The following is a 19,244-nucleotide window of genomic DNA, read 5'->3' on the forward strand; positions in this document are numbered from 1 at the left end:
GTTAATTAGAACTTCATGCTCATACGCATCCAGTAGTTTCGACCGGTACTATTAAATTGCTCTTCACTGGCAAAACCAAAACCCGAACTACCCGCTTTATTCAGGTGCTCGGTATAAGTCTTATCCAAGACGTTATCTACCCCTACCGAAAGATCGACATCTTTATTGAGACTATAACTACCATTCAATGAAACCGTTGAGAAACCTGCACTTGGTTTCAAGTCATAACCCACGATGTTACCTTGATGCAAGCTGATACGATTTTGCTGATCAACCACACGCCACAACATACCCAGTGTATATTTATCAGCGACATAACGTAGATTCACACGCCCTTCTAAAGGTGCGATTTGTGGTAAGGGTGTATTGTCCGTGGTATTTTTCCCCCACGCATACATCGCACTCACATCTGCTTGAATGTGATCGGTAAACTGATAACCGATGCCTACCTCAGCACCCGCAATGGTTGCATCCACATTCTTCGCGCCAGCAGTAATGCCACTGCTGCCATGCCCGCCATGTCCACCTGCATGCATATGGCTATGATCGTGATAATTCATCAGAATATAGTCATCAATCAACCCTGCGTATGCCGACACCCATGAGTTAAATGCCGCCTGCTGCTGAGTAAAACCAAGATCTAACTGCAAGGTTTTCTCTGGACGTACTCCATTAAAGGTATTGCTCGAACCTGCATTACCATGTTCAGGACTGAATAACTCCCAATAATCTGGCATACGTTCAACATAACCCAAGCCCACATAACTGTTCACACCATGCTCGGCATTTTGATTTTCCAAACGGATAAAAGCACTGGGTAAGGTTTTTTCAAGCTGGGTATTGAAACCTTTTGCTTTAGAATCAGCACGCTCATCATCAACAGTGACTTGGTCTACACGAGCACCTGTCACGATTTTATTCTGCGGGTTCAATTGATAAGTCAACTCACCAAAAGCACCATAAGACTGGAAGCGCATATCCTGACGGAAGGGTACATTCATCGATGACATGGTCGGCGAAGACATACTGCCACCATGTTTATTAAACTGAGAATCGACCCCAGTGATTAAGCTCCACTGATCCCATTCAGACGTCATCGCTAAACGTGAGTTCAAGGTACGGCGTGTCACTTGCATCGCCATCGGGTTTGGCATCAACATGGTCATGCCGCCATGGCTCATTTCAACCAAAGGCGGTGTACGTAGACTATAATTATCCATAATATGGTCGTTATAGCTGTAGTTCACCTGAGCTTCAATTTTCTTGATTACATCAGTGACATTTTTCTTCTCAAAACGCAGACCTAAACTTTCACGGGCGAATTGAGCGCCATCCATACCACGACCCGCATATTCAGCCTCACCATCAGCCTTGCCACCTGTCAACTCAAGCCAAGTGTTTTCATCTGGTGTCCAACCCAATGCAACATCAGCATTCCAACGTTCCCATGACGATGGGATAGTTTTGCCATCGCCATCTTGATAACTATTTGATTCAGAACGATTGGCATTTAAACGGATATATTTTTTCTCGTCACCAATCGCCGCTTCAACATTCTGGTCTAAACGCCCAAATGAACCCCACAATACACTGGCCTGTCCACGATAGGGTTTGTCTTGGGTGAGCTTTTCAGGTTCACGCTCAAAGATCACCGTTGCTGCTGAACCAGTATTGGCATATTGAACAGTTTGTGGTCCTTTAATCACTGAAATACGATCATAGCTTTCAGGAGAGATATAAGAGGTCGGTGCATCCATACGCGCAGGACATGCACCAAGGTTCTCCGTACCATCGGTTAAAATCTTGATGCGGGAACCAAACATACCACGGAAGGTCACATCTCCATTGGTGCCACCGCTTTGTATTGAGTTAAAACCCATAATACTTTGTAGATAGTCGGCACCATCTGTCGCAGGGATGGGTTGAATCGGTTTCTTCGGATCAGCTTGTACCACCAAACCATTGCGCTCATTCGGTTGTTGTGCCGTGACCACAATCGGTGCCATTGAGATATGTGTCTGCTCATGCTGAACAGGTTCTGCCCACGCCATTGCGGTATTTGAAGCAGCAAGAATCGCAACCGTCAGCGGTTGTAATAAAAATTTAGGTTGAGCCATTATCGGTCTCTCTTAAAACATAGATAAAACGGGGTCAGGGTTTTAAAACCCTAACGACAATAAAGTTTTAATTTATGCAAAGAGCGGCGGCGCCCGACCTTGTGGCAATAAGAAAAGACGTTGAAGTGCAAAATAAACATGCTTAAAAGCGTGCTGATAGGCAATCAGACGAATTTGAATACGAACCAACACTTCTTTGATACCTAAATCAGGTGGCAAGACTAAATTGGCATATACCGTACAGTACTGACATTGATGATTCGGATCATGATGATCATGTTTGGGCATCGATACTTGATCTTGCTCAAACTGATGCGAATGATGATGAGAAGAATGCGCTGAGCTTTGGGCATCAGTGCTTATCTTACTTATAAATAATGCCTGAGTAATCGTTTCACAGACTGGTGCAATTTGATATTGCTTCGGTAGTAGTGGCTGCAAGAAAACCGCAACCTGTAAACAGATTGCGGTAAATGCAAGTAACAAACCAGCACGAAACAATAAAGGCATCTCAATGAACCTAAATGTCGTTAGCGTTTAACTGCTACTTTCTCTTTCTCACGTTGACGCACCACTTTTTCTACTTTTTCACGTGCACGTTGACGTTTTAATGGTGATAAATAGTCAACAAAAAGTTTGCCATTTAAGTGATCCATTTCATGTTGGATGCAAACAGCGAGAAGTTCGTCAGCTTCTAACTCAAATGCTTGACCTTCAAGGTTAATTGCTTCGATTTTTACGCGTGACGGACGCTCAACTTTGTCGTATATTTGAGGCACAGAGAGACAGCCTTCTTCATAAGGCTGAGTATCTTCGGTCAGTGGAGTGACTTTGGGGTTAATGAACACCATCGGTTGGTTTTTCTCTTCAGAGATGTCCATAACAATAAGCTGAATATGATGATCAACCTGAGATGCCGCTAAACCTATACCCGGTGCCTCATACATGGTTTCAAACATATCTGCTGCAAGCTGACGAATATCATCAGTGACTTCTTCGACTGGCTTAGCAATGGTTCGAAGACGGGGATCAGGGAAACTTAAAATAGGTAATAAGGCCATACTGTTCCTCATTTATGCCATTGATCAGAAAACCAACTGAAGGGAATGCTTGATCAAAAAATTGTGTGTAAGGTCGTTATTATAACGCAACTACACACATAATTTTTAGGAATTATGATAATGAAAAAGGTTTTAAACGGCATACACTCATTTCATGCCTTGGGGTTAAAAAAACAACTGATTGCTGCCGCAATTTGTGCGGGTTTAGGCATGAGCGTGAATATTGCCCATGCTGCGAGTCCAAATGTGAACCCACCTTCGGTAAAAGTGGGCGCACCTCATGTCTATGTAGTTAAAAAAGGCGATACGCTTTGGGATATTTCAGGCAAGTTTTTAAGTAAACCTTGGCGTTGGCCTGAAATTTGGGCAAGCAACAAACACGTTAAAAATCCACATTGGATTTATCCAGGTGACCGCTTATTACTCTGTACATTGAATGGTAAGCCATTAGTTGGAAAAGACGAAGGTGATGGTTGTGAAGGAATTATTCGTCGCTATTCTGGAAATTCTTCTACAACTTTACGTCCACGTGTTCGTATCGAAGCATTAAACAATAGTGTCCCTGTCATTCCATTGGCGCATATTCAACAATGGTTAGAGCGTACGACTATTCTTCCGGCTGATGCGATTACCAATACACCTTATATTTTAGGTACTGCTGATAATCGTGTCTTAGCAGGTAAAGGTCAAAGCGTTTATGTGCGCGGTAAAGGTCTTGAAAATGGACAACGTTACGGCGTATTCCGCGAAGGCGAACCTTATTTTGCGATTGATCAAAATGGTAAAAAGCAGAATCTTGGTGTTGAACTGACTCAAGTTGCCTCTGGTGTGACTATTCGTAATGAAAATGACATCACTACTTTAGAACTGACCGATAGCTACAATGGTGAAGTCCGTCGTGGCGATCGTATCATGGCTGAACAAGATGCTATGTTACCGACACTGTTCTATCCGATTGATGCGAATCAAGTGAAAGATGGCGGTAAAATCATTCGAGTTATGGGATCAATTGGTACTGCAGCTAAAAATGGTGTAGTTACCGTAGATCGCGGTACGGCGGATGGCGTTGAAACTGGACAAGTCTTCAGCATCTATCAAGATGGCGAAGTGGTTAAGGATCCAAAAACGAAAGAAAAAGTGAAATTACCTGGGCAGTATTTAGGTAGTGTAATGATCTTTAAGAGCTTTGATCGTATCAGCTACGCTTATGTCTTAGAAAGTGAATTACCAATTAAAATTGGTTCAGACATTAAGCCACCGCGCCTTGACGACTAATTGCTAACTCTATGCTAAAGCAATTACAACCACACCACTACCACACTGTAATGGTGTGGTATCTGGTTCAACATTCCCTAACTAGCTTTCAAAAAATTCTGCGTCATTTTGGTGATTGTGAACAAGCAACTCAACCTCACCGTTGGGCTGAATGGCAAAAACTAGGCTTACATGCTAATCATTTGAAACGTTTAGAAGAATTCCAAACAGCGCAAGGTCAACAACAATTCCAACAACTCATAGAACTCATTTGCAAGCATACGGATTTTATTTTAACTACTGAAGATATCGGTTATCCAACACAATTACTGCCCTACTCAGATCATCCACCGATTATATTTGGGCAAGGTCAAGCGCAAGCACTGTTACAACCTCAAATCGCAATGGTTGGTAGCCGTAAGCCCAGTCCACATGGACGGCAGGTCGCTTATGATTTTGCCTATTATTTAAGTGAAAAAGGTTTTTATATCACCAGCGGTCTAGCGCATGGCATTGATCATGCTGCTCATCAAGGTGGCTTAGCACATCATCGAACCATTGCCGTGACTGGAACCGGTTTAGATAGCGTCTATCCCGCTCAACACAAACAACTAGCACAAGAAATTACTCAGACAGGTGCGATTATCACCGAGTTCCTTCCAACCACCATGCCATTACAGCAACATTTCCCACGACGTAATCGCATTGTCAGTGGTTTAAGTTTAGGGGTATTGGTGGTTGAAGCCGCGTTAAAAAGTGGTTCTTTGATCACAGCAAATGAAGCAGCCAATCAAGGGAAAATGGTTTTCGCAATACCTGGGCATATTTATAGTGAACATCATCAAGGTTGCCACCAACTCATTCGTGAAGGAGCAACTTTAGTTGATCATCCTGAGCAGATTATTGAAGATTTAGCCTTGCCAACCCATTGGCAGACGCAACATAAACCATCTGAGAACCCCGCTGTTGAACCCGTGAATCTTCCTGCTCATTTGATTGCACTTTATCAAATACTGGATTGGGTTGGACAGGATCTTGATCAATTGGCTCAACGTTATCAAACTTCAATTGCGGAGCTGACTTCTCAATTAATGGAACTTGAATTACTCGGTTTATGTATGCAACAAGGCGGTCGCTATTTGCGTTGTCGTCCAATCGTTTAGAGTACTAATTATAGATAAAACAAATACATAAAACTTTAGAAGCTAAATCACTTAATCAGTTGGTGCGATACATGTCTAAAATCAGCATTACAATATTCACTTTAATAATGGCAAATTCAGCTCAAGCTATTCTTCCATATAGTGTTTTTAATCCTCAAGCGCGCATTGAATCATTATCTGAAGAAAATTATCGACAAACCGTACATACAATCAAACAAGAAGAAAAAGTATTCTTTTTAGAATTAGAAAATGCGTCTGATGAGAAAACTGCTCATCTTGCTTTTTGCAATATGCTTGAACACCAATTTGAACGATTTGCTTTAGCATCCGCCAATCTAGAATATGAGATTGCATATCAAGATTTTATGCGTTTGCGCAGAGAAATTTTACTCACACTACAATCCAAGAACGGTATGAGATTTCCATGTTATTAATAAATAAACGAGAAAAGCTGTCTTCGTAAAAGTAAATAGGCTTTACCACGTGATTTAATTCGGTAAACTAATTAAGATCTCTTCTTGTAACCTACTCTAAAACTCCATGATCACCACCTCACCTCTTGAAGCCGCCCAACTTTTAACACAAGGGCAAGTTCTTGCTTATCCAACTGAGGCTGTATGGGGCCTAGGGTGTGATCCATACAACGAGCAAGCTTTTCAAACCATTCTTGAACTAAAACATCGTCCCGTAGAAAAAGGGGTGATTTTATTGGCTGGACATATACAACAGGTCGAGCATTTACTTGAGAATCTTAGTTCTGATCTTCGTAAACAAATTATTGCTAGTTGGTCAAATCGGCAAGCAACTGAACGTGCGACAACATGGTTACTTCCTGCTGACCAACACATTCCGACTTGGATTAAAGGACAGCATCCTTTAGTTGCTGTTCGTGTCACCACACATCCTTTATGTGTACAGCTTTGCGATTCTTTTGGCGGATTTATTGTCTCGACCAGTGCAAATCCTGCTGGATTAAGTCCTGCCCATACATTACAGCAAGCCCAAAATTATTTTGGCCATTCGTTAAACTATTTAGAAGGCAAACTCGGGCTAAGCCAAGAACCAAGCCGAATTTTGAATGCTCTCACAGGCGAAATCATTCGCGCTTAGTTAGGTGAATAAAAGACAAAAAAAAGCTCAGTTATATAGGGATAACTGAGCATAAAAAGGATGTGTATAATCACATCCAGAGGGTTCGTAAATTTGGTGAGCAACTCATTCATTCTAATGACGAATCAGTTCGCTGTGTGAAGTATTATGGATCAATCGTTCAACTTATACAAATATATTATTTATCTAACAAAAAAAGTGAAAAGCGTACTATTTTTGTCAGTTTTAAAAGTGAAATAAAATTATATTTATATTTTTATTCAGCTTTTTTTTATTCGTAAATTTCGCATCTGTTAAAAATATATTTGTAAATCATATAGAAAGAATAATCATTAGATCAATATTTTGATGCGTTTGTTTGTATTTTAAGCAAACGCATCTCATATTTTAGTATTTATGTGCTGGATTTAGCCATCTGAATTGGCATTTTGATTGTTTTCTTCTGTGCCAAGATAATACCAATCAGAATCATGATGCCTCCGACCGTATGGTAAATTGTCCAATGCTCAGATAACCAAAAACTAGCAATCAGTGCGGTAAAAACAGGCATCAAGTTCATAAAAATACTAGTTCTATTTGGACCAATAGATTGAACAGCAACCATCCATAATAAAGGTGCAATCAGCGATGGAAACACGCCTGCATACAGTACACTTCCTGCATTTTCCGCATTAATGCCATCTAATCCAAGCCATAACAAAAATGGGAGGTGATACAACAATGCAAACGAAATTTGTATATATAAACTCGTCATGAGTGGCAGTTGTAGTTGCCATTTTTTTAAGAACACGCCGTAAAAAGCATAAAAGCCAACTGCGAGTACCATCACCGCATCGCCCCAATGCCCACCTTGAGCAAATAAACTCGATAAATGACCTTGGCTCATCACATAAATTAAACCAGCGAATGACAATACGCTACCAAAGATTGCAAAACGGTTAGGTCTATCTTTCAAAATAAGATATGAAATAAAAATCGTGAAAATAGGCACAAATGCGTTAACAATCCCCATATTAGTCGCAGTTGTATAATGGGCTGCTGTATACGAAAGACCTTGGTAGAGCACCATGCCAAAAGCACTTAAAACAGCTAGCTTCGGTATATAAGGACCAATCAAATCACGCTGTTTCCATACTTTCGGTAGCATGAAAGGTGTCAAAATTAAAAATGCGACAAACCAACGATAAAAACTAATACTTACTGGAGAAATAAAGTCTGCAACATAGCGTGTCACCGCAATATTGAGTGACCAAATTAAGACTGCAATTAAGGGTAATACAAATGCCCATTTTTGGTATTTATTTAACTGACTCATCCGCGCTCTCACAAAATCTCAACAACAAGAGTATTCTGAAAGATGTCTAAAATAATTGAAATATCGTATTTCAGACATTTATATCGCTGTATGGACATTAAGATTGAATAAATCCCACCCACGCATCGCATGTTCAACCACCTTATGAAGTTGTTCAACAGTCGCCCCATCTCGTGCTTGGATAGTCAGACCCTGCACAACTGTTGCATAGAAATCTGTCATTTCCTGTAAAGGCGCTGTTGCTGACAAATCACCGTTAGCAACTCCCTGCTCTAAACGCTCAAACAGTTTTTGCTTGGTCTGCAAACGTTTTTCCAGAATATTGTGTTGCACCGCCTGTGCATTATCGGAACAGCTCATAGTCGCAACAACCAACATACAACCTGCTGGTTTATTGGGTTGGGCCAAACGCTTAACGTTGTCATATAAATAAAGCTCAAATGCAACTTTAGCGGTTTTGGCTTCTAAAAAAATAGGAACAATTGGACAAGCTTCATGTGCCAAATAATAATCAATACATTTATAAAACAGCCCAGCTTTATCGCCAAAGCTACTATACAAACTTGGTGCTGTGAGTTCTAAAGCTTGGGTTAAATCACTAATTGAAGTCGCTTCATAACCATGCTCCCAAAATAACAACATTGCTTTTTCTAAAGCCTGTTGCTCATTAAAACACTTCGGACGACCACGCTTTTTTTTCAAGCTGTCATCGCAAGGTGTCGGCAGAGTCTCATGTACATTTGTCATAAAGGTCACAGATATTTTCATAACGATCATTATTAAATTAATTGACGCATCGTTTTTTATCAACTATTTTATTTCCTAACGATCGTTATAAAAAACAAACTTTGTTCAGAATTTTATTGTTATGCCCTTAATAATAAAGGAATTTTTATGGAAAACTCTCATTCTCCCGAAATGCCACCGACCGAGTCATCGAAAACTCAAGGGAGTTGGTATGCAATTTTAGCTGTTGCGATTGGCGCTTTTGCGTTAGTCACCAGTGAATTTCTTCCTGTTGGTGTGCTTAATAGTGTTGCGACAGATCTGAATATTTCTGTGGGTACAGCTGGTTTAATCATCACCTTACCTGGCGTCATGGCAGCATTTGCCGCTCCCTTACTGCCCATTTATGTTAAACAACTTGATCGACGCTACGTTTTAATCTTACTCACCGCAATTATGGTCATCGCCAATACCATTACTGCATTTGCAGAGAGTTTTAATGTTCTGCTGCTGAGTCGCTTAGTGCTCGGAATTGCCATAGGTGGATTCTGGGCAACAGCAATTGCTCTAAGCGGTAAACTCGCTCCTGCTCACCTTCCTATCGCTAAAGCAACAGCGGTCGTGATGGCAGGTGTCACATTTGCAACGGTCTTAGGTGTTCCTATCGGTACATGGCTGAGCGAATTTTATGGTTGGCGCAGTGCCTTCGGAATAACAGCTGCAATTGGCTTGATTGTGTTGTTATTACAAATCGTCTTTTTACCCAAGTTAATTCCAGAATCTGCCATTCATTTACGTGATCTGCCTGCATTACTCAGAATTCCCAAAGCGCGTAGTGGTATGTTGATTGTATTGTTAATAGGTCTTGCCCATTTTTGTGCCTATAGCTATTTAGCACCTTTCTTTAAAAATATTGCAGGATTTGATGGCACCACCATCAGCTCCCTACTCTTGCTTTACGGTATTGCAGGTATTTTTGGAAATGCCTTTGCAGGCTATAGCGGCAACTTAAATGTTCGCTATACGCTGGCTTTTGTGAGTGTCTGTTTCGCTGTGGTATTTTTTGGCTTTCCAATCTTTGCAATCCATGAATTTGGTGCCATCGTACTGACTGCGCTTTGGGGTTTTGCTTTTGGAGCATTCCCAACTTCAGCTAATATTTGGATGTTTGTTCATGCGCCACATGCAGTCGAAAAAGGGATGCCCTTATTTGTGGGAATGTTCCAAGTCATGATCGCTGTGGGTTCATTGTTAGGAGGCTACGTGGTTGACCACTTCAATGAAAATATCTTAATTTATGGTGTGATTAGCTTTGTTGCATTAGCACTCATCAGTATTTTCACATTAGCTAAAGGCTTAAACAACCCTAAAATGACTTGCGAAAATTAAATGAGAACGCCAAATGAAGTATGCTGAAGCTGAACAATTCCCCTTTTTAACAGGTATTGAAGTCCATGAATTTCTTTACCAAAAAGATGATATTGTCAGTCCTCATACTTCACTTTGGGGCGATTTTAATTTCAGTTTAAACGGTACTTTAGAATTTGATATAGAAGGAAAATACTATTTATCACCACCAAGTTATGGGCTATGGCTACCACCACGCACTGAACATCAATCATTACCCGTAGCACATGAAATTCATTACATCTGTATCCGATTACATCCTCAATTTGGCAATGTATTAGGAGATGTTTGTCGTTGTTTTAGCATTGAACCGTTTTTTCGTGCATTAGTCATTCAAATTTTAGAGCAGCAAAAAAAGAACTCATCACCTGCGTACCTTGAGCACCTATTGCAAGTCTTATTTGATCAATTAAAACAAGCACCAGCACACTCTCATTATTTACCTCAAAGCGCCCATCCCATCCTCGCGCCAATCTTAGAGCAACTTGCTGATCCTGATTTATTCAACTTGAGCCTACAACAAGTGTTGTATAACGTTGCTGTAAGCGAGCGCCACGTATTGAGATTAAGCCAACAAGAATTACAACTTTCACTATCAGAATGGCGGAATCGAGCCAAAATCATTTTTGCCATCAATCAAATACGTCAAGGCATGACCATTAAACAATTGGCATATCGCTTAGGTTATCACCATAGCTCTAGCTTTATTGAATTCTTTAAACGTTATACTGGACAAACTCCAATCCAACTTAAAAATGCCTCAATATAGAGTTCACTCCTACTTTTACGCATAATTTGTATGGATTCATCTCAAGAGCATTGCACTCCACGAAATTAGCAGTTAAAACAAACAAGTATTTTCACAACAACAAATTAGGACGTAGCCAATGAGTCAATCGGTTTATCACATTCCAGTGAAAGATATTAAAGGTCAAGAGGTTGATCTTGATCAATACCAAGGTAAGGTTGTGCTGATTGTTAACGTTGCATCTAAGTGTGGCTTAACGCCACAGTACGAAGGTTTAGAAAAACTTTACCAAGCGAAAAAAGATCAAGGTTTAGAAATTTTAGGCTTCCCTGCGAATAATTTCTTAGAGCAAGAGCCAGGCACAAATGATGAAATCGAACAATTTTGTTCACTCAACTACGATGTACATTTCCCTTTATTTGCAAAAATCTCAGTCGCAGGTGATGACAAACATCCGCTATATCAAACACTAACACAGGCAATTCCTGAACGGATTGGTGAAGGTCCTTGGTGGAAAGATCTGGTTGATTATGGTTTAACTCCAAATAATCCACCTGAAGTATTGTGGAATTTTGAAAAATTCTTAGTGAATAAAAATGGTGAAATTGTGGCACGCTTTGCACCAGATATTACAGCGGATGATGAGCGTATCATCACTGCGATTGAAGCTGAATTAGCAAAATAAGCACTTACAATGATAGAAAAGAGCAGTTAATCTGTTCTTTTCTTTTAAATAACTATTATAATTTTATTTAATTCATTTTATTAAAATAAAACTGGGGTTTTATGGCAAAGTTTCTTAATACAAGTGCAACTAATTTTTATTTAGAAGAATTAATTAAAAATGCAAAAGAACGATTAGTTTTAATTAGTCCATTCCTAAAGCTTAATGATCGTATTAAGGAGCTTTTAGAAGATAAAAACCGTTTAAAAATTGATATTCGTATCATTTATGGTAAAAGTGACTTACATCCTGATGAGATTAAGTGGATGCAAAAGCTAGATTATGTCAGAGTCAGCTTCTGTAAAAATCTACATGCAAAATGTTATATCAATGAATCGACATGTATTATTTCCAGTTTAAATCTCTATGAATTTAGCCAAGTTAATAATAATGAAATGGGGATTTTGATTCAGAAAGATCAAGATGAATTAGTTTTCAAAGATGCATATGAAGAAGCCCAAAGAATAATTCGTATAAGTGATGAGGTTCGTATTTCACTTGATGAAGTCAAAGGGGCTGAGGTCATTCAAGAAAATAATGAGCAGGAAGACTTAAGCAAATTGACGACATCAAAACTTGCGGCAAAACATAAAATTAAAACTAATGAGTTATTAGAACAATTCGTTGAAAAAGGCATCTTAACTATAAATGAGAAAGGTAAACATCAACTAACCGAACAAGGAAAAGCTATAGGTGGTGAGTTCAAATTCAATAGTTATGGCGGTTATTTCCTTTGGCTTGCAGATATGAGTATCTGAGTAAAACTGCCAAGCTCAAAAATAGATTTTGGGCTTGACTGAAAAAATACCATTTAATTTTCTAGTTAACAAAACTGTTGCTGAATTGCAAAAATCATTATTTTATTCATATTTTCCTATTATAGTGACGATCTTCTTGTAATTCGGTGCTGTTAATAATGATGGCAAAACTATCTACTAAGGTTATTCTAACGGCATTTACATTTGCTACAGTCTTTACATTTGTGGGTTGTGAGCAAACCCCTCAAGAGAATGAACAAAACCAACAGAAGACCGAGATTGAAAAGACAATTACAGATTCTGAAAACACTCAAACAATTTCTGAAAAAGTTCAAAACTTAAGTGATGGCAATATGCTCAATATTGCCTATGATATTGCAAAACTACAAATCGAAACTGACGACTATATAACTACACTTAAACAATCACAGCTCAATCTTCAACAAGCCATTCAAGACAAAAATATTCAAAGTTTAGAAAGCGCGACTAATAATTTAAAGCAAGAATTGAATGGACTTCGAGATGTTTTGTTATCACTAAATTTGAAAAGTGGTGAAGTAGATCAAATTCGCCAAAGCTTGTTAACTGCGAATCAGCAGCTGTTAAATATGCCATTATTACAAGGACAAGTTGATCTTTCAAAAATTGATTTTGCCCAAGTTGAAAAACAACTTAATACCATCCAAATGGACATGGTAAAGCTTGCGACATTATTATTGGGAAATAATTCAGATTCAAACACTTAGCACAATCTTCCTTTTCATGCTAAGTGTTAATCTTCGTACTAAATAATCAAAAAATATCTAAGGATGGTTTTTTATTATTTTTTATCAAGTGTGATTGTTTGCTTACTGCATTTACCAGACTGTGCAAGTTGATATTGAGCTATAGCTTTTCTACCAGTCTGCTCATCGACTTGTTTTAGATTTGCTCCACCCGCTAATACACCAGGTTTAATGTATTGTTGGATAAAATATTGTTTACCGGCTTCAGTCATAAGTTCTAAATGATTTGGAGAAAATTCAGACTCTGTAGAAACTGTATGCTTCTGATTGCCGGAAACTTCTTTTAAAAAGAATGTTCCACGAGCCGTTTCTCCGAGGCAATCACCATCAATCCATACATCTTTTTTAAGTGCAGCGCCAACCACACTATTTGAACGATATACATAAACTGCTGCTTGGCCTTCAGAAGGTGCTGTTAAGTTCTTGGCTTGCTCATTCAGTTGGTTATTTGCTGTTGGTACTGATGCACACCCTACAAAAGCCATAGCGATAAAGAATGGAAGACTTTTTATCATTTTCATGATGATTTTCTCTTTGGACTAATAATTCTAAATTAAGATTTGTAATTTATAGCAAATTTATAATTATTCAAGATGCCTAAAAATAAAAAAGCCACCTTACGGTGGCTTTCTCAATCTTGAATCTACAATTACATTGCACGATTCTTGATTTTACGTATCGTTTCAAGCTGAGCAGCAGTTTCTGCAAGCGCAGCAAGAGCAGCAGCAGAGTCCAAATCACTTTTTTGATTTGCTAACAATTGTTCAGCTTGTTTACGAGCTTCCATAATTGCCGCTTCATCCAAGTTGTCAGCGCGAATTGCAGTATCTGCAAGCACAGTCACAACGTGAGGTTGAACTTCTAACACACCGCCTGATACATAGACAATTTCTTCTGTACCATTTTCCAACTGAACACGAATCGGTCCTGGTTGGAGTAAAGTAACAAGTGGAGCATGTCCTGGTAAAATACCAAGCTCACCACCCGCACCTTTAGCGATTAACATCGTCACTGTACCAGAGTAAATTGACTCTTTAACACTTACGACGTCACATTGCATAGTCGCCATGAGATGATCTCCTCGAATTAGAGTTTCTCAGCTTTAGCAATCACTTCGTCAATACCACCAACCATATAGAACGCTTGTTCTGGGATGTGATCGTATTCACCAGCTAATAGACCTTTAAAGCCACGAATCGTTTCTTTAAGTGGTACTAATTTACCAGGCGCGCCAGTAAATACTTCAGCTACGTGGAACGGTTGAGAGAAGAAACGTTGGATTTTACGCGCACGGTAAACAACCAATTTATCTTCTTCAGCTAACTCGTCCATACCCAAGATTGCGATGATGTCTTTAAGCTCTTTATAACGTTGCAATACGTTCTGTACAGAACGTGCAATTTCATAATGCTCAGCACCAACAACCAATGGATCTAACTGACGTGAAGTTGAGTCAAGTGGATCGATCGCTGGATAAATACCAGAAGATGCGATATCACGGCTCAATACAACTGTAGCATCTAAGTGAGCAAACGTTGTTGCAGGCGATGGATCTGTTAAGTCATCGGCAGGTACGTATACTGCTTGGATCGATGTGATCGAACCAGATTTAGTAGACGTAATACGCTCTTGAAGAACACCCATTTCCTCTGCAAGTGTCGGTTGATAACCTACTGCAGATGGCATACGGCCTAACAATGCTGATACTTCAGTACCTGCAAGTGTATAACGGTAGATGTTGTCAACGAATAATAATACGTCACGACCTTTACCATTTTCGTCTTTTTGATCACGGAAATATTCAGCCATGGTCAAACCAGTTAACGCAACGCGTAAACGGTTACCTGGTGGCTCGTTCATCTGACCGTAGACCATTGCTACTTTGTCAAGTACGTTAGAATCTTTCATTTCGTGATAGAAATCGTTACCTTCACGAGTACGCTCACCAACACCAGCAAACACAGATAAACCTGAGTGAGCTTTAGCGATGTTGTTGATCAACTCCATCATGTTAACGGTTTTACCAACACCAGCACCACCGAATAAACCAACTTTACCACCTTTCGCAAACGGGCAAAGTAAGTCGATGACTTTAATACCAGTTTCTAAAAGATCAGTAGAAGCTGCTTGTTCAGCATAAGAAGGTGCTTGACGGTGAATTGGCAAACGCTCTTCAGTCGCTACAGGACCTGCTTCATCAATTGGGCGACCCAAAACGTCCATAATACGACCAAGCGTAGCTGGGCCAACTGGAACAGAAATCGGTGCGCCTGTGCTAGTCACGTTAAGACCGCGTTTAAGTCCTTCAGTAGAACCCATTGCGATAGTACGAACTACACCATCACCAAGCTGTTGCTGAACTTCCAAAGTCGTTTCAGTACCATCAACTTGGAGAGCTTCATAGATCTTAGGAACGCTATTACGTTCAAACTCGACGTCGATAACCGCGCCGATGATCTGAATGATACGACCGCTACTCATTGCTGTCTCCTCAATTCAAAAATAATGTTAAACGGCAGCGGCACCACCAACGATCTCGGAAATTTCCTGAGTAATCGCGGCTTGACGCAGCTTGTTATAAATGAGTTGTAGGCTCTTGATGAGATCGCCTGCATTGTCAGTCGCTGCTTTCATAGCGACCATACGAGCTGACTGCTCACATGCAACGTTCTCAATCACACCTTGATAAACCATAGACTCGATATAGCGAACCAACAAACCATTTAACAATACTTCTGCTTCTGGTTCGTAGATATAGTCCCAACCATAAGTACGGTTGAGGTCATCGCCTTCTTCTGCTGGTGCTAAAGGAACAAGTTGTTCTACTTTAGGCTGCTGGGTCATCGCATTGATGAAGCCATTTGATACGAGATAGATACGATCTAGTTCGCCTTTATCAAATGCATCAAGCATGACCTGTACTGAACCCGTCAACTGTTCCAGACTTGGCGCATCGCCAAGCTGAGTGGTTGCACCAAGCACTTTACCGCCGTAATTCTTAAAAAACGAAACCGCTTTTTGACCAATCAAAGCAAATTCAACTTCAATTGACTGCTCACGTTGTGCTTTGACATGCTGCACAACTTTCTTGAACAAGTTAATGTTCAATCCACCTGCCAAACCACGATCTGAAGACACCACGATATAACCGATGCGCTTAACAGGGCGATCAACCATATAACGATGTTTGTATTCAGGATTCGCTTGTACCAAGTGAGCAATTACACGGCGCATATTATCGGCATACGGACGGCCCTGAGCCATGCGCTCTTGCGCACGACGCATTTTAGAAGCAGCTACCATTTGCATCGCGCGAGTAATCTTTTGCGTGCTCTTGATACTAGCTACTTTGGCGCGAATTTCTTTTAAATTTGCCATACGCTTAACCTAGTATTCGAAAGCCCTTTCGAGCTTCCGAAGGTTGATCCGTGAACCAAACTTAACTAAATCTAAACTTAGTAAGTTTGAGTCGCTTTGAAGCTCTCAATACCTGCTTTGAATGCTGCTTCGATGTCTTTGTTGTAATCACCAGTTTCATCGATCTGTTGCATTAACGCAGCATGTTCTGAACGGAAGTAAGAGATTAACGCAGCATCAAAGTCTACGATTTTCTTCACTTCTACGTCAGCCATGTAGCCTTCGTTAGATGCATATACAGAAACAGCTTGGTCAGCAATTGAGTATGGAGCATATTGTTTCTGCTTCATTAACTCAGTTACACGTTGACCATGCTCAAGTTGCTTACGAGTTGCTTCATCAAGATCAGAAGCAAACTGAGCAAACGCAGCCAATTCACGGTATTGTGCTAAAGCAGTACGGATACCACCAGACAATTTTTTGATGATCTTAGTTTGAGCAGAACCACCAACACGCGATACAGAGATACCCGCGTTCACCGCAGGACGAATACCTGCGTTGAATAATGATGTTTCTAAGAAGATCTGACCGTCAGTAATCGAAATTACGTTGGTTGGTACGAATGCAGATACGTCACCCGCTTGAGTTTCAATGATCGGTAATGCAGTTAAAGAACCAGTTTGACCAGTTACTGCACCGTTCGTGAATTTCTCAACATAATCTGCTGAAACGCGAGAAGCACGTTCAAGAAGACGCGAATGAAGATAGAATACGTCACCTGGATACGCTTCACGACCTGGTGGACGACGTAATAACAATGAAATTTGACGGTAAGCAACAGCTTGCTTAGACAAATCATCATAAATAATTAACGCGTCTTCACCACGATCACGGAAGTATTCGCCCATTGTACAACCAGAATACGGAGCTAAATACTGCATTGCTGCAGGATCAGCTGCCGCAGCTGCGACAACAGTTGTATAAGCCATAGCGCCAGTTTCTTCTAGCTTACGTACAACGTTTGCAATTGTTGATTGTTTTTGACCAATCGCAACGTATACACATTTAATGCCAGAGTTTTTCTGAGCGATGATCGCATCAATCGCCATTGCTGTTTTACCAGTTTGACGGTCACCAATAATCAACTCACGCTGGCCACGACCTACAGGGATCATGGTATCAACTGATTTATAACCAGTTTGAACAGGTTCGTCGACCGATTGACGCCAAATTACACCTGGTGCTACTTTTTCAACAGCATCAGTTAATTTCGCATCAATTGGGCCTTTACCATCAATTGGATTACCCAAAGCATCTACCACACGGCCAAGAAGTTCAGGACCAACCGGAACTTCTAATACACGACCTGTACAACGAGCTTTTTGACCTTCTTGAAGGCTTAGGTAGTTACCTAAAACAACGGCACCCACTGAATCCTGTTCTAGGTTCAGTGCCATACCAAATAAGCCGCCGTCGAATTCGATCATTTCACCGTACATTGCATCTGCAAGACCGTGAATACGCACGATACCGTCAGATACCATGACGATAGTACCTTCATTCTTCGCGGTCGCGCTGGTGTCCAGATCGCCGATACGCTGTTTAATGAGCGCACTGATCTCGGATGGATTCAGTTGTTGCATTGCGCTATTCCTCAATCTTTTTTAAGTTCAGTCTTATTGCTATTACGCAAGAAGACGAGTCCGCATTTTTTCAAGCTTGTTAAGCGCAGAGTCATCTATCACTTGGTCGCCTGCATGAATCACAACACCCGCGATTAACGCTGGATTAACGCTAACAGTCACATGAACAGTTCTGTTAAAACGTTTTTCAAGCGCATGAGCTAAAATATGCTCTTGTTTCGCATCAATTGGAAAAGCAGATTCGATCTGAACTTCCAATGTGTTGTTGTTCTGCGATTTAAGTAATTCATATTCTGCTGCGATTTCAGGCAATAAAACCAAGCGATCATTATCTGCAAGCAATGTCAAAAAATTAGACACTGATTGAGTTTGATCTTCACCTAAAACCTTTGCAAAAAGACCTACTTGTTCCGCAGGAGTCAGCTCAGGGCGATTTAAATAAGCGGAAAATGCTTCGTCTTGCACCGCAGCACTGAGCACTTGTAACGCATTCGACCAATTGTCAGTTGCACCTTGCTCAGAAGCGTAAGCAAATGCTGCTTTGGCGTACGGGCGTGCTAACGTCAAGAGTTCAGCCATATTCGCCTCGCTTAAAGTTTAGCAGCCAGCTGATTCAGCATGGCATTATGAGCTTCTGCATCAACTTGTTGGTTCAGAATTTTCTCTGCGCCAGCAACTGCCAAAGCAGCAACTTGTTGACGTAATTCTTCGCGAGCAGCATTGATATCTTGATCAACAGTTTCTTTCGCCTGTTGACGGATACGCTCACCTTCAGCCGAAGCTTGGGTACGCGCTTCTTCTACCAATTGCGCTGCACGACGATTCGCTTGTTCGATCAATTGAGCCGCTTGTGCTTTTGCTGCATCTAATTCTGCCTTAACTTGTGCTTGCGCATCAGCAAGGTCAGCTTTTGCTTTTTCAGCAGCATTTAAGCCATCAGCGATTTTACGCTGACGCTCACTAATCGCATTGATTAGTGGTGGCCAAACAAACTTCATGCAGAATGCGACAAAAATCGCAAATGCAATCGCTTGACCGAACAATGTGAGGTTGATATTCATTTCGCTATTCCTCAA

At 40.5% G+C, this 19,244-nt stretch carries 21 protein-coding genes; 9 read left to right on the forward strand and 12 right to left on the reverse strand.

Annotated features, from left to right (window positions below):
- Window positions 1-5: 5 nt before the first annotated feature.
- From NGC85_RS15945 to def, 3 genes are all read right to left on the reverse strand, one after another.
- Window positions 6-2,117: a TonB-dependent copper receptor gene (locus tag NGC85_RS15945; RefSeq protein ID WP_254732308.1), complete on the reverse strand. Its 2,112-nt coding sequence runs from the start codon at window positions 2,115-2,117 to the stop codon at window positions 6-8.
- Window positions 2,118-2,189: 72 nt separating this feature from the next.
- Window positions 2,190-2,627 carry a DUF2946 family protein gene (locus NGC85_RS15950; protein WP_005060787.1) on the reverse strand — a complete coding sequence of 146 codons (438 nt, stop codon included), beginning with the start codon at window positions 2,625-2,627 and terminating at the stop codon, window positions 2,190-2,192.
- A 20-nt stretch (window positions 2,628-2,647) separates the two neighbouring features.
- On the reverse strand, window positions 2,648-3,178 hold the full coding sequence (gene def / locus NGC85_RS15955; protein ID WP_005055584.1) for a peptide deformylase: 531 nt from the start codon (window positions 3,176-3,178) through the stop codon (window positions 2,648-2,650).
- Between the two features lie 120 nt (window positions 3,179-3,298).
- Here def and NGC85_RS15960 point away from each other — a divergent pair, with 120 nt between their 5' ends.
- The 4 genes from NGC85_RS15960 (at window position 3,299) to NGC85_RS15975 (ending at window position 6,705) form a co-directional block, all read left to right on the forward strand.
- Entirely contained in the window at window positions 3,299-4,453 is a 1,155-nt protein-coding gene (locus tag NGC85_RS15960; protein WP_254732309.1) for a LysM peptidoglycan-binding domain-containing protein, read from the forward strand.
- 11 nt (window positions 4,454-4,464) lie between these two features.
- On the forward strand, window positions 4,465-5,595 hold the full coding sequence (dprA, locus tag NGC85_RS15965; protein WP_254732310.1) for a DNA-processing protein DprA: 1,131 nt from the start codon (window positions 4,465-4,467) through the stop codon (window positions 5,593-5,595).
- A gap of 71 nt (window positions 5,596-5,666) precedes the next feature.
- Window positions 5,667-6,029, forward strand: a complete 363-nt coding sequence (locus NGC85_RS15970; protein ID WP_254732311.1) for a hypothetical protein — start codon at window positions 5,667-5,669, stop codon at window positions 6,027-6,029.
- Between the two features lie 106 nt (window positions 6,030-6,135).
- Window positions 6,136-6,705 carry an L-threonylcarbamoyladenylate synthase gene (locus NGC85_RS15975; protein ID WP_254732312.1) on the forward strand — a complete coding sequence of 190 codons (570 nt, stop codon included), beginning with the start codon at window positions 6,136-6,138 and terminating at the stop codon, window positions 6,703-6,705.
- Between the two features lie 394 nt (window positions 6,706-7,099).
- Here NGC85_RS15975 and NGC85_RS15980 read toward each other — a convergent pair whose 3' ends face one another.
- Together NGC85_RS15980 and NGC85_RS15985 are read right to left on the reverse strand one after the other, a co-directional pair.
- Complete coding sequence (locus NGC85_RS15980; RefSeq protein ID WP_254732313.1) at window positions 7,100-8,020, reverse strand: DMT family transporter; 921 nt, start codon at window positions 8,018-8,020, stop codon at window positions 7,100-7,102.
- A gap of 78 nt (window positions 8,021-8,098) precedes the next feature.
- Window positions 8,099-8,767, reverse strand: coding sequence for a TetR/AcrR family transcriptional regulator (locus NGC85_RS15985; RefSeq protein WP_254732314.1), 669 nt, complete (start codon window positions 8,765-8,767; stop codon window positions 8,099-8,101).
- 147 nt (window positions 8,768-8,914) lie between these two features.
- On the opposite strand from NGC85_RS15985, the gene NGC85_RS15990 reads away from it, so the two are divergent.
- The 5 genes from NGC85_RS15990 to NGC85_RS16010 all read left to right on the forward strand — a co-directional run bounded on the left by NGC85_RS15990 (window position 8,915) and on the right by NGC85_RS16010 (window position 13,129).
- Window positions 8,915-10,135 carry an MFS transporter gene (locus NGC85_RS15990; RefSeq protein ID WP_254732315.1) on the forward strand — a complete coding sequence of 407 codons (1,221 nt, stop codon included), beginning with the start codon at window positions 8,915-8,917 and terminating at the stop codon, window positions 10,133-10,135.
- Between the two features lie 13 nt (window positions 10,136-10,148).
- Window positions 10,149-10,922, forward strand: coding sequence for a helix-turn-helix transcriptional regulator (locus NGC85_RS15995; RefSeq protein ID WP_254732316.1), 774 nt, complete (start codon window positions 10,149-10,151; stop codon window positions 10,920-10,922).
- 118 nt (window positions 10,923-11,040) lie between these two features.
- Window positions 11,041-11,586, forward strand: coding sequence for a glutathione peroxidase (locus tag NGC85_RS16000; protein WP_254732317.1), 546 nt, complete (start codon window positions 11,041-11,043; stop codon window positions 11,584-11,586).
- 101 nt (window positions 11,587-11,687) lie between these two features.
- Window positions 11,688-12,383, forward strand: a complete 696-nt coding sequence (locus tag NGC85_RS16005) for a phospholipase D family protein (RefSeq protein WP_254732318.1) — start codon at window positions 11,688-11,690, stop codon at window positions 12,381-12,383.
- A 158-nt stretch (window positions 12,384-12,541) separates the two neighbouring features.
- Window positions 12,542-13,129 carry a hypothetical protein gene (locus NGC85_RS16010; protein WP_254732319.1) on the forward strand — a complete coding sequence of 196 codons (588 nt, stop codon included), beginning with the start codon at window positions 12,542-12,544 and terminating at the stop codon, window positions 13,127-13,129.
- 74 nt (window positions 13,130-13,203) lie between these two features.
- Here the strand turns inward: NGC85_RS16010 and NGC85_RS16015 are convergent, their stop codons facing one another.
- The 7 genes from NGC85_RS16015 to NGC85_RS16045 all read right to left on the reverse strand — a co-directional run bounded on the left by NGC85_RS16015 (window position 13,204) and on the right by NGC85_RS16045 (window position 19,229).
- The gene (locus NGC85_RS16015; RefSeq protein WP_005060766.1) at window positions 13,204-13,689 is read right to left on the reverse strand and encodes a DUF2846 domain-containing protein; all 486 of its coding nucleotides are present in this window, start codon (window positions 13,687-13,689) and stop codon (window positions 13,204-13,206) included.
- 128 nt (window positions 13,690-13,817) lie between these two features.
- On the reverse strand, window positions 13,818-14,237 hold the full coding sequence (locus NGC85_RS16020) for a F0F1 ATP synthase subunit epsilon (RefSeq protein ID WP_005055573.1): 420 nt from the start codon (window positions 14,235-14,237) through the stop codon (window positions 13,818-13,820).
- Between the two features lie 17 nt (window positions 14,238-14,254).
- On the reverse strand, window positions 14,255-15,649 hold the full coding sequence (gene atpD, locus NGC85_RS16025; protein WP_004801985.1) for a F0F1 ATP synthase subunit beta: 1,395 nt from the start codon (window positions 15,647-15,649) through the stop codon (window positions 14,255-14,257).
- A 27-nt stretch (window positions 15,650-15,676) separates the two neighbouring features.
- Window positions 15,677-16,546 carry a F0F1 ATP synthase subunit gamma gene (gene atpG / locus NGC85_RS16030; protein WP_005055572.1) on the reverse strand — a complete coding sequence of 290 codons (870 nt, stop codon included), beginning with the start codon at window positions 16,544-16,546 and terminating at the stop codon, window positions 15,677-15,679.
- A gap of 77 nt (window positions 16,547-16,623) precedes the next feature.
- Window positions 16,624-18,168 (reverse strand): F0F1 ATP synthase subunit alpha, encoded by a 1,545-nt coding sequence (atpA, locus tag NGC85_RS16035; protein WP_004656522.1) that lies wholly within the window; start codon window positions 18,166-18,168, stop codon window positions 16,624-16,626.
- A gap of 42 nt (window positions 18,169-18,210) precedes the next feature.
- Window positions 18,211-18,747: a F0F1 ATP synthase subunit delta gene (locus NGC85_RS16040; protein WP_005055571.1), complete on the reverse strand. Its 537-nt coding sequence runs from the start codon at window positions 18,745-18,747 to the stop codon at window positions 18,211-18,213.
- Between the two features lie 11 nt (window positions 18,748-18,758).
- Window positions 18,759-19,229 carry a F0F1 ATP synthase subunit B gene (locus NGC85_RS16045; protein WP_005055570.1) on the reverse strand — a complete coding sequence of 157 codons (471 nt, stop codon included), beginning with the start codon at window positions 19,227-19,229 and terminating at the stop codon, window positions 18,759-18,761.
- Window positions 19,230-19,244: the final 15 nt, after the last annotated feature.

The organism is Acinetobacter sp. Z1 (assembly GCF_024296945.1).
GTDB lineage: Bacteria > Pseudomonadota > Gammaproteobacteria > Pseudomonadales > Moraxellaceae > Acinetobacter > Acinetobacter beijerinckii.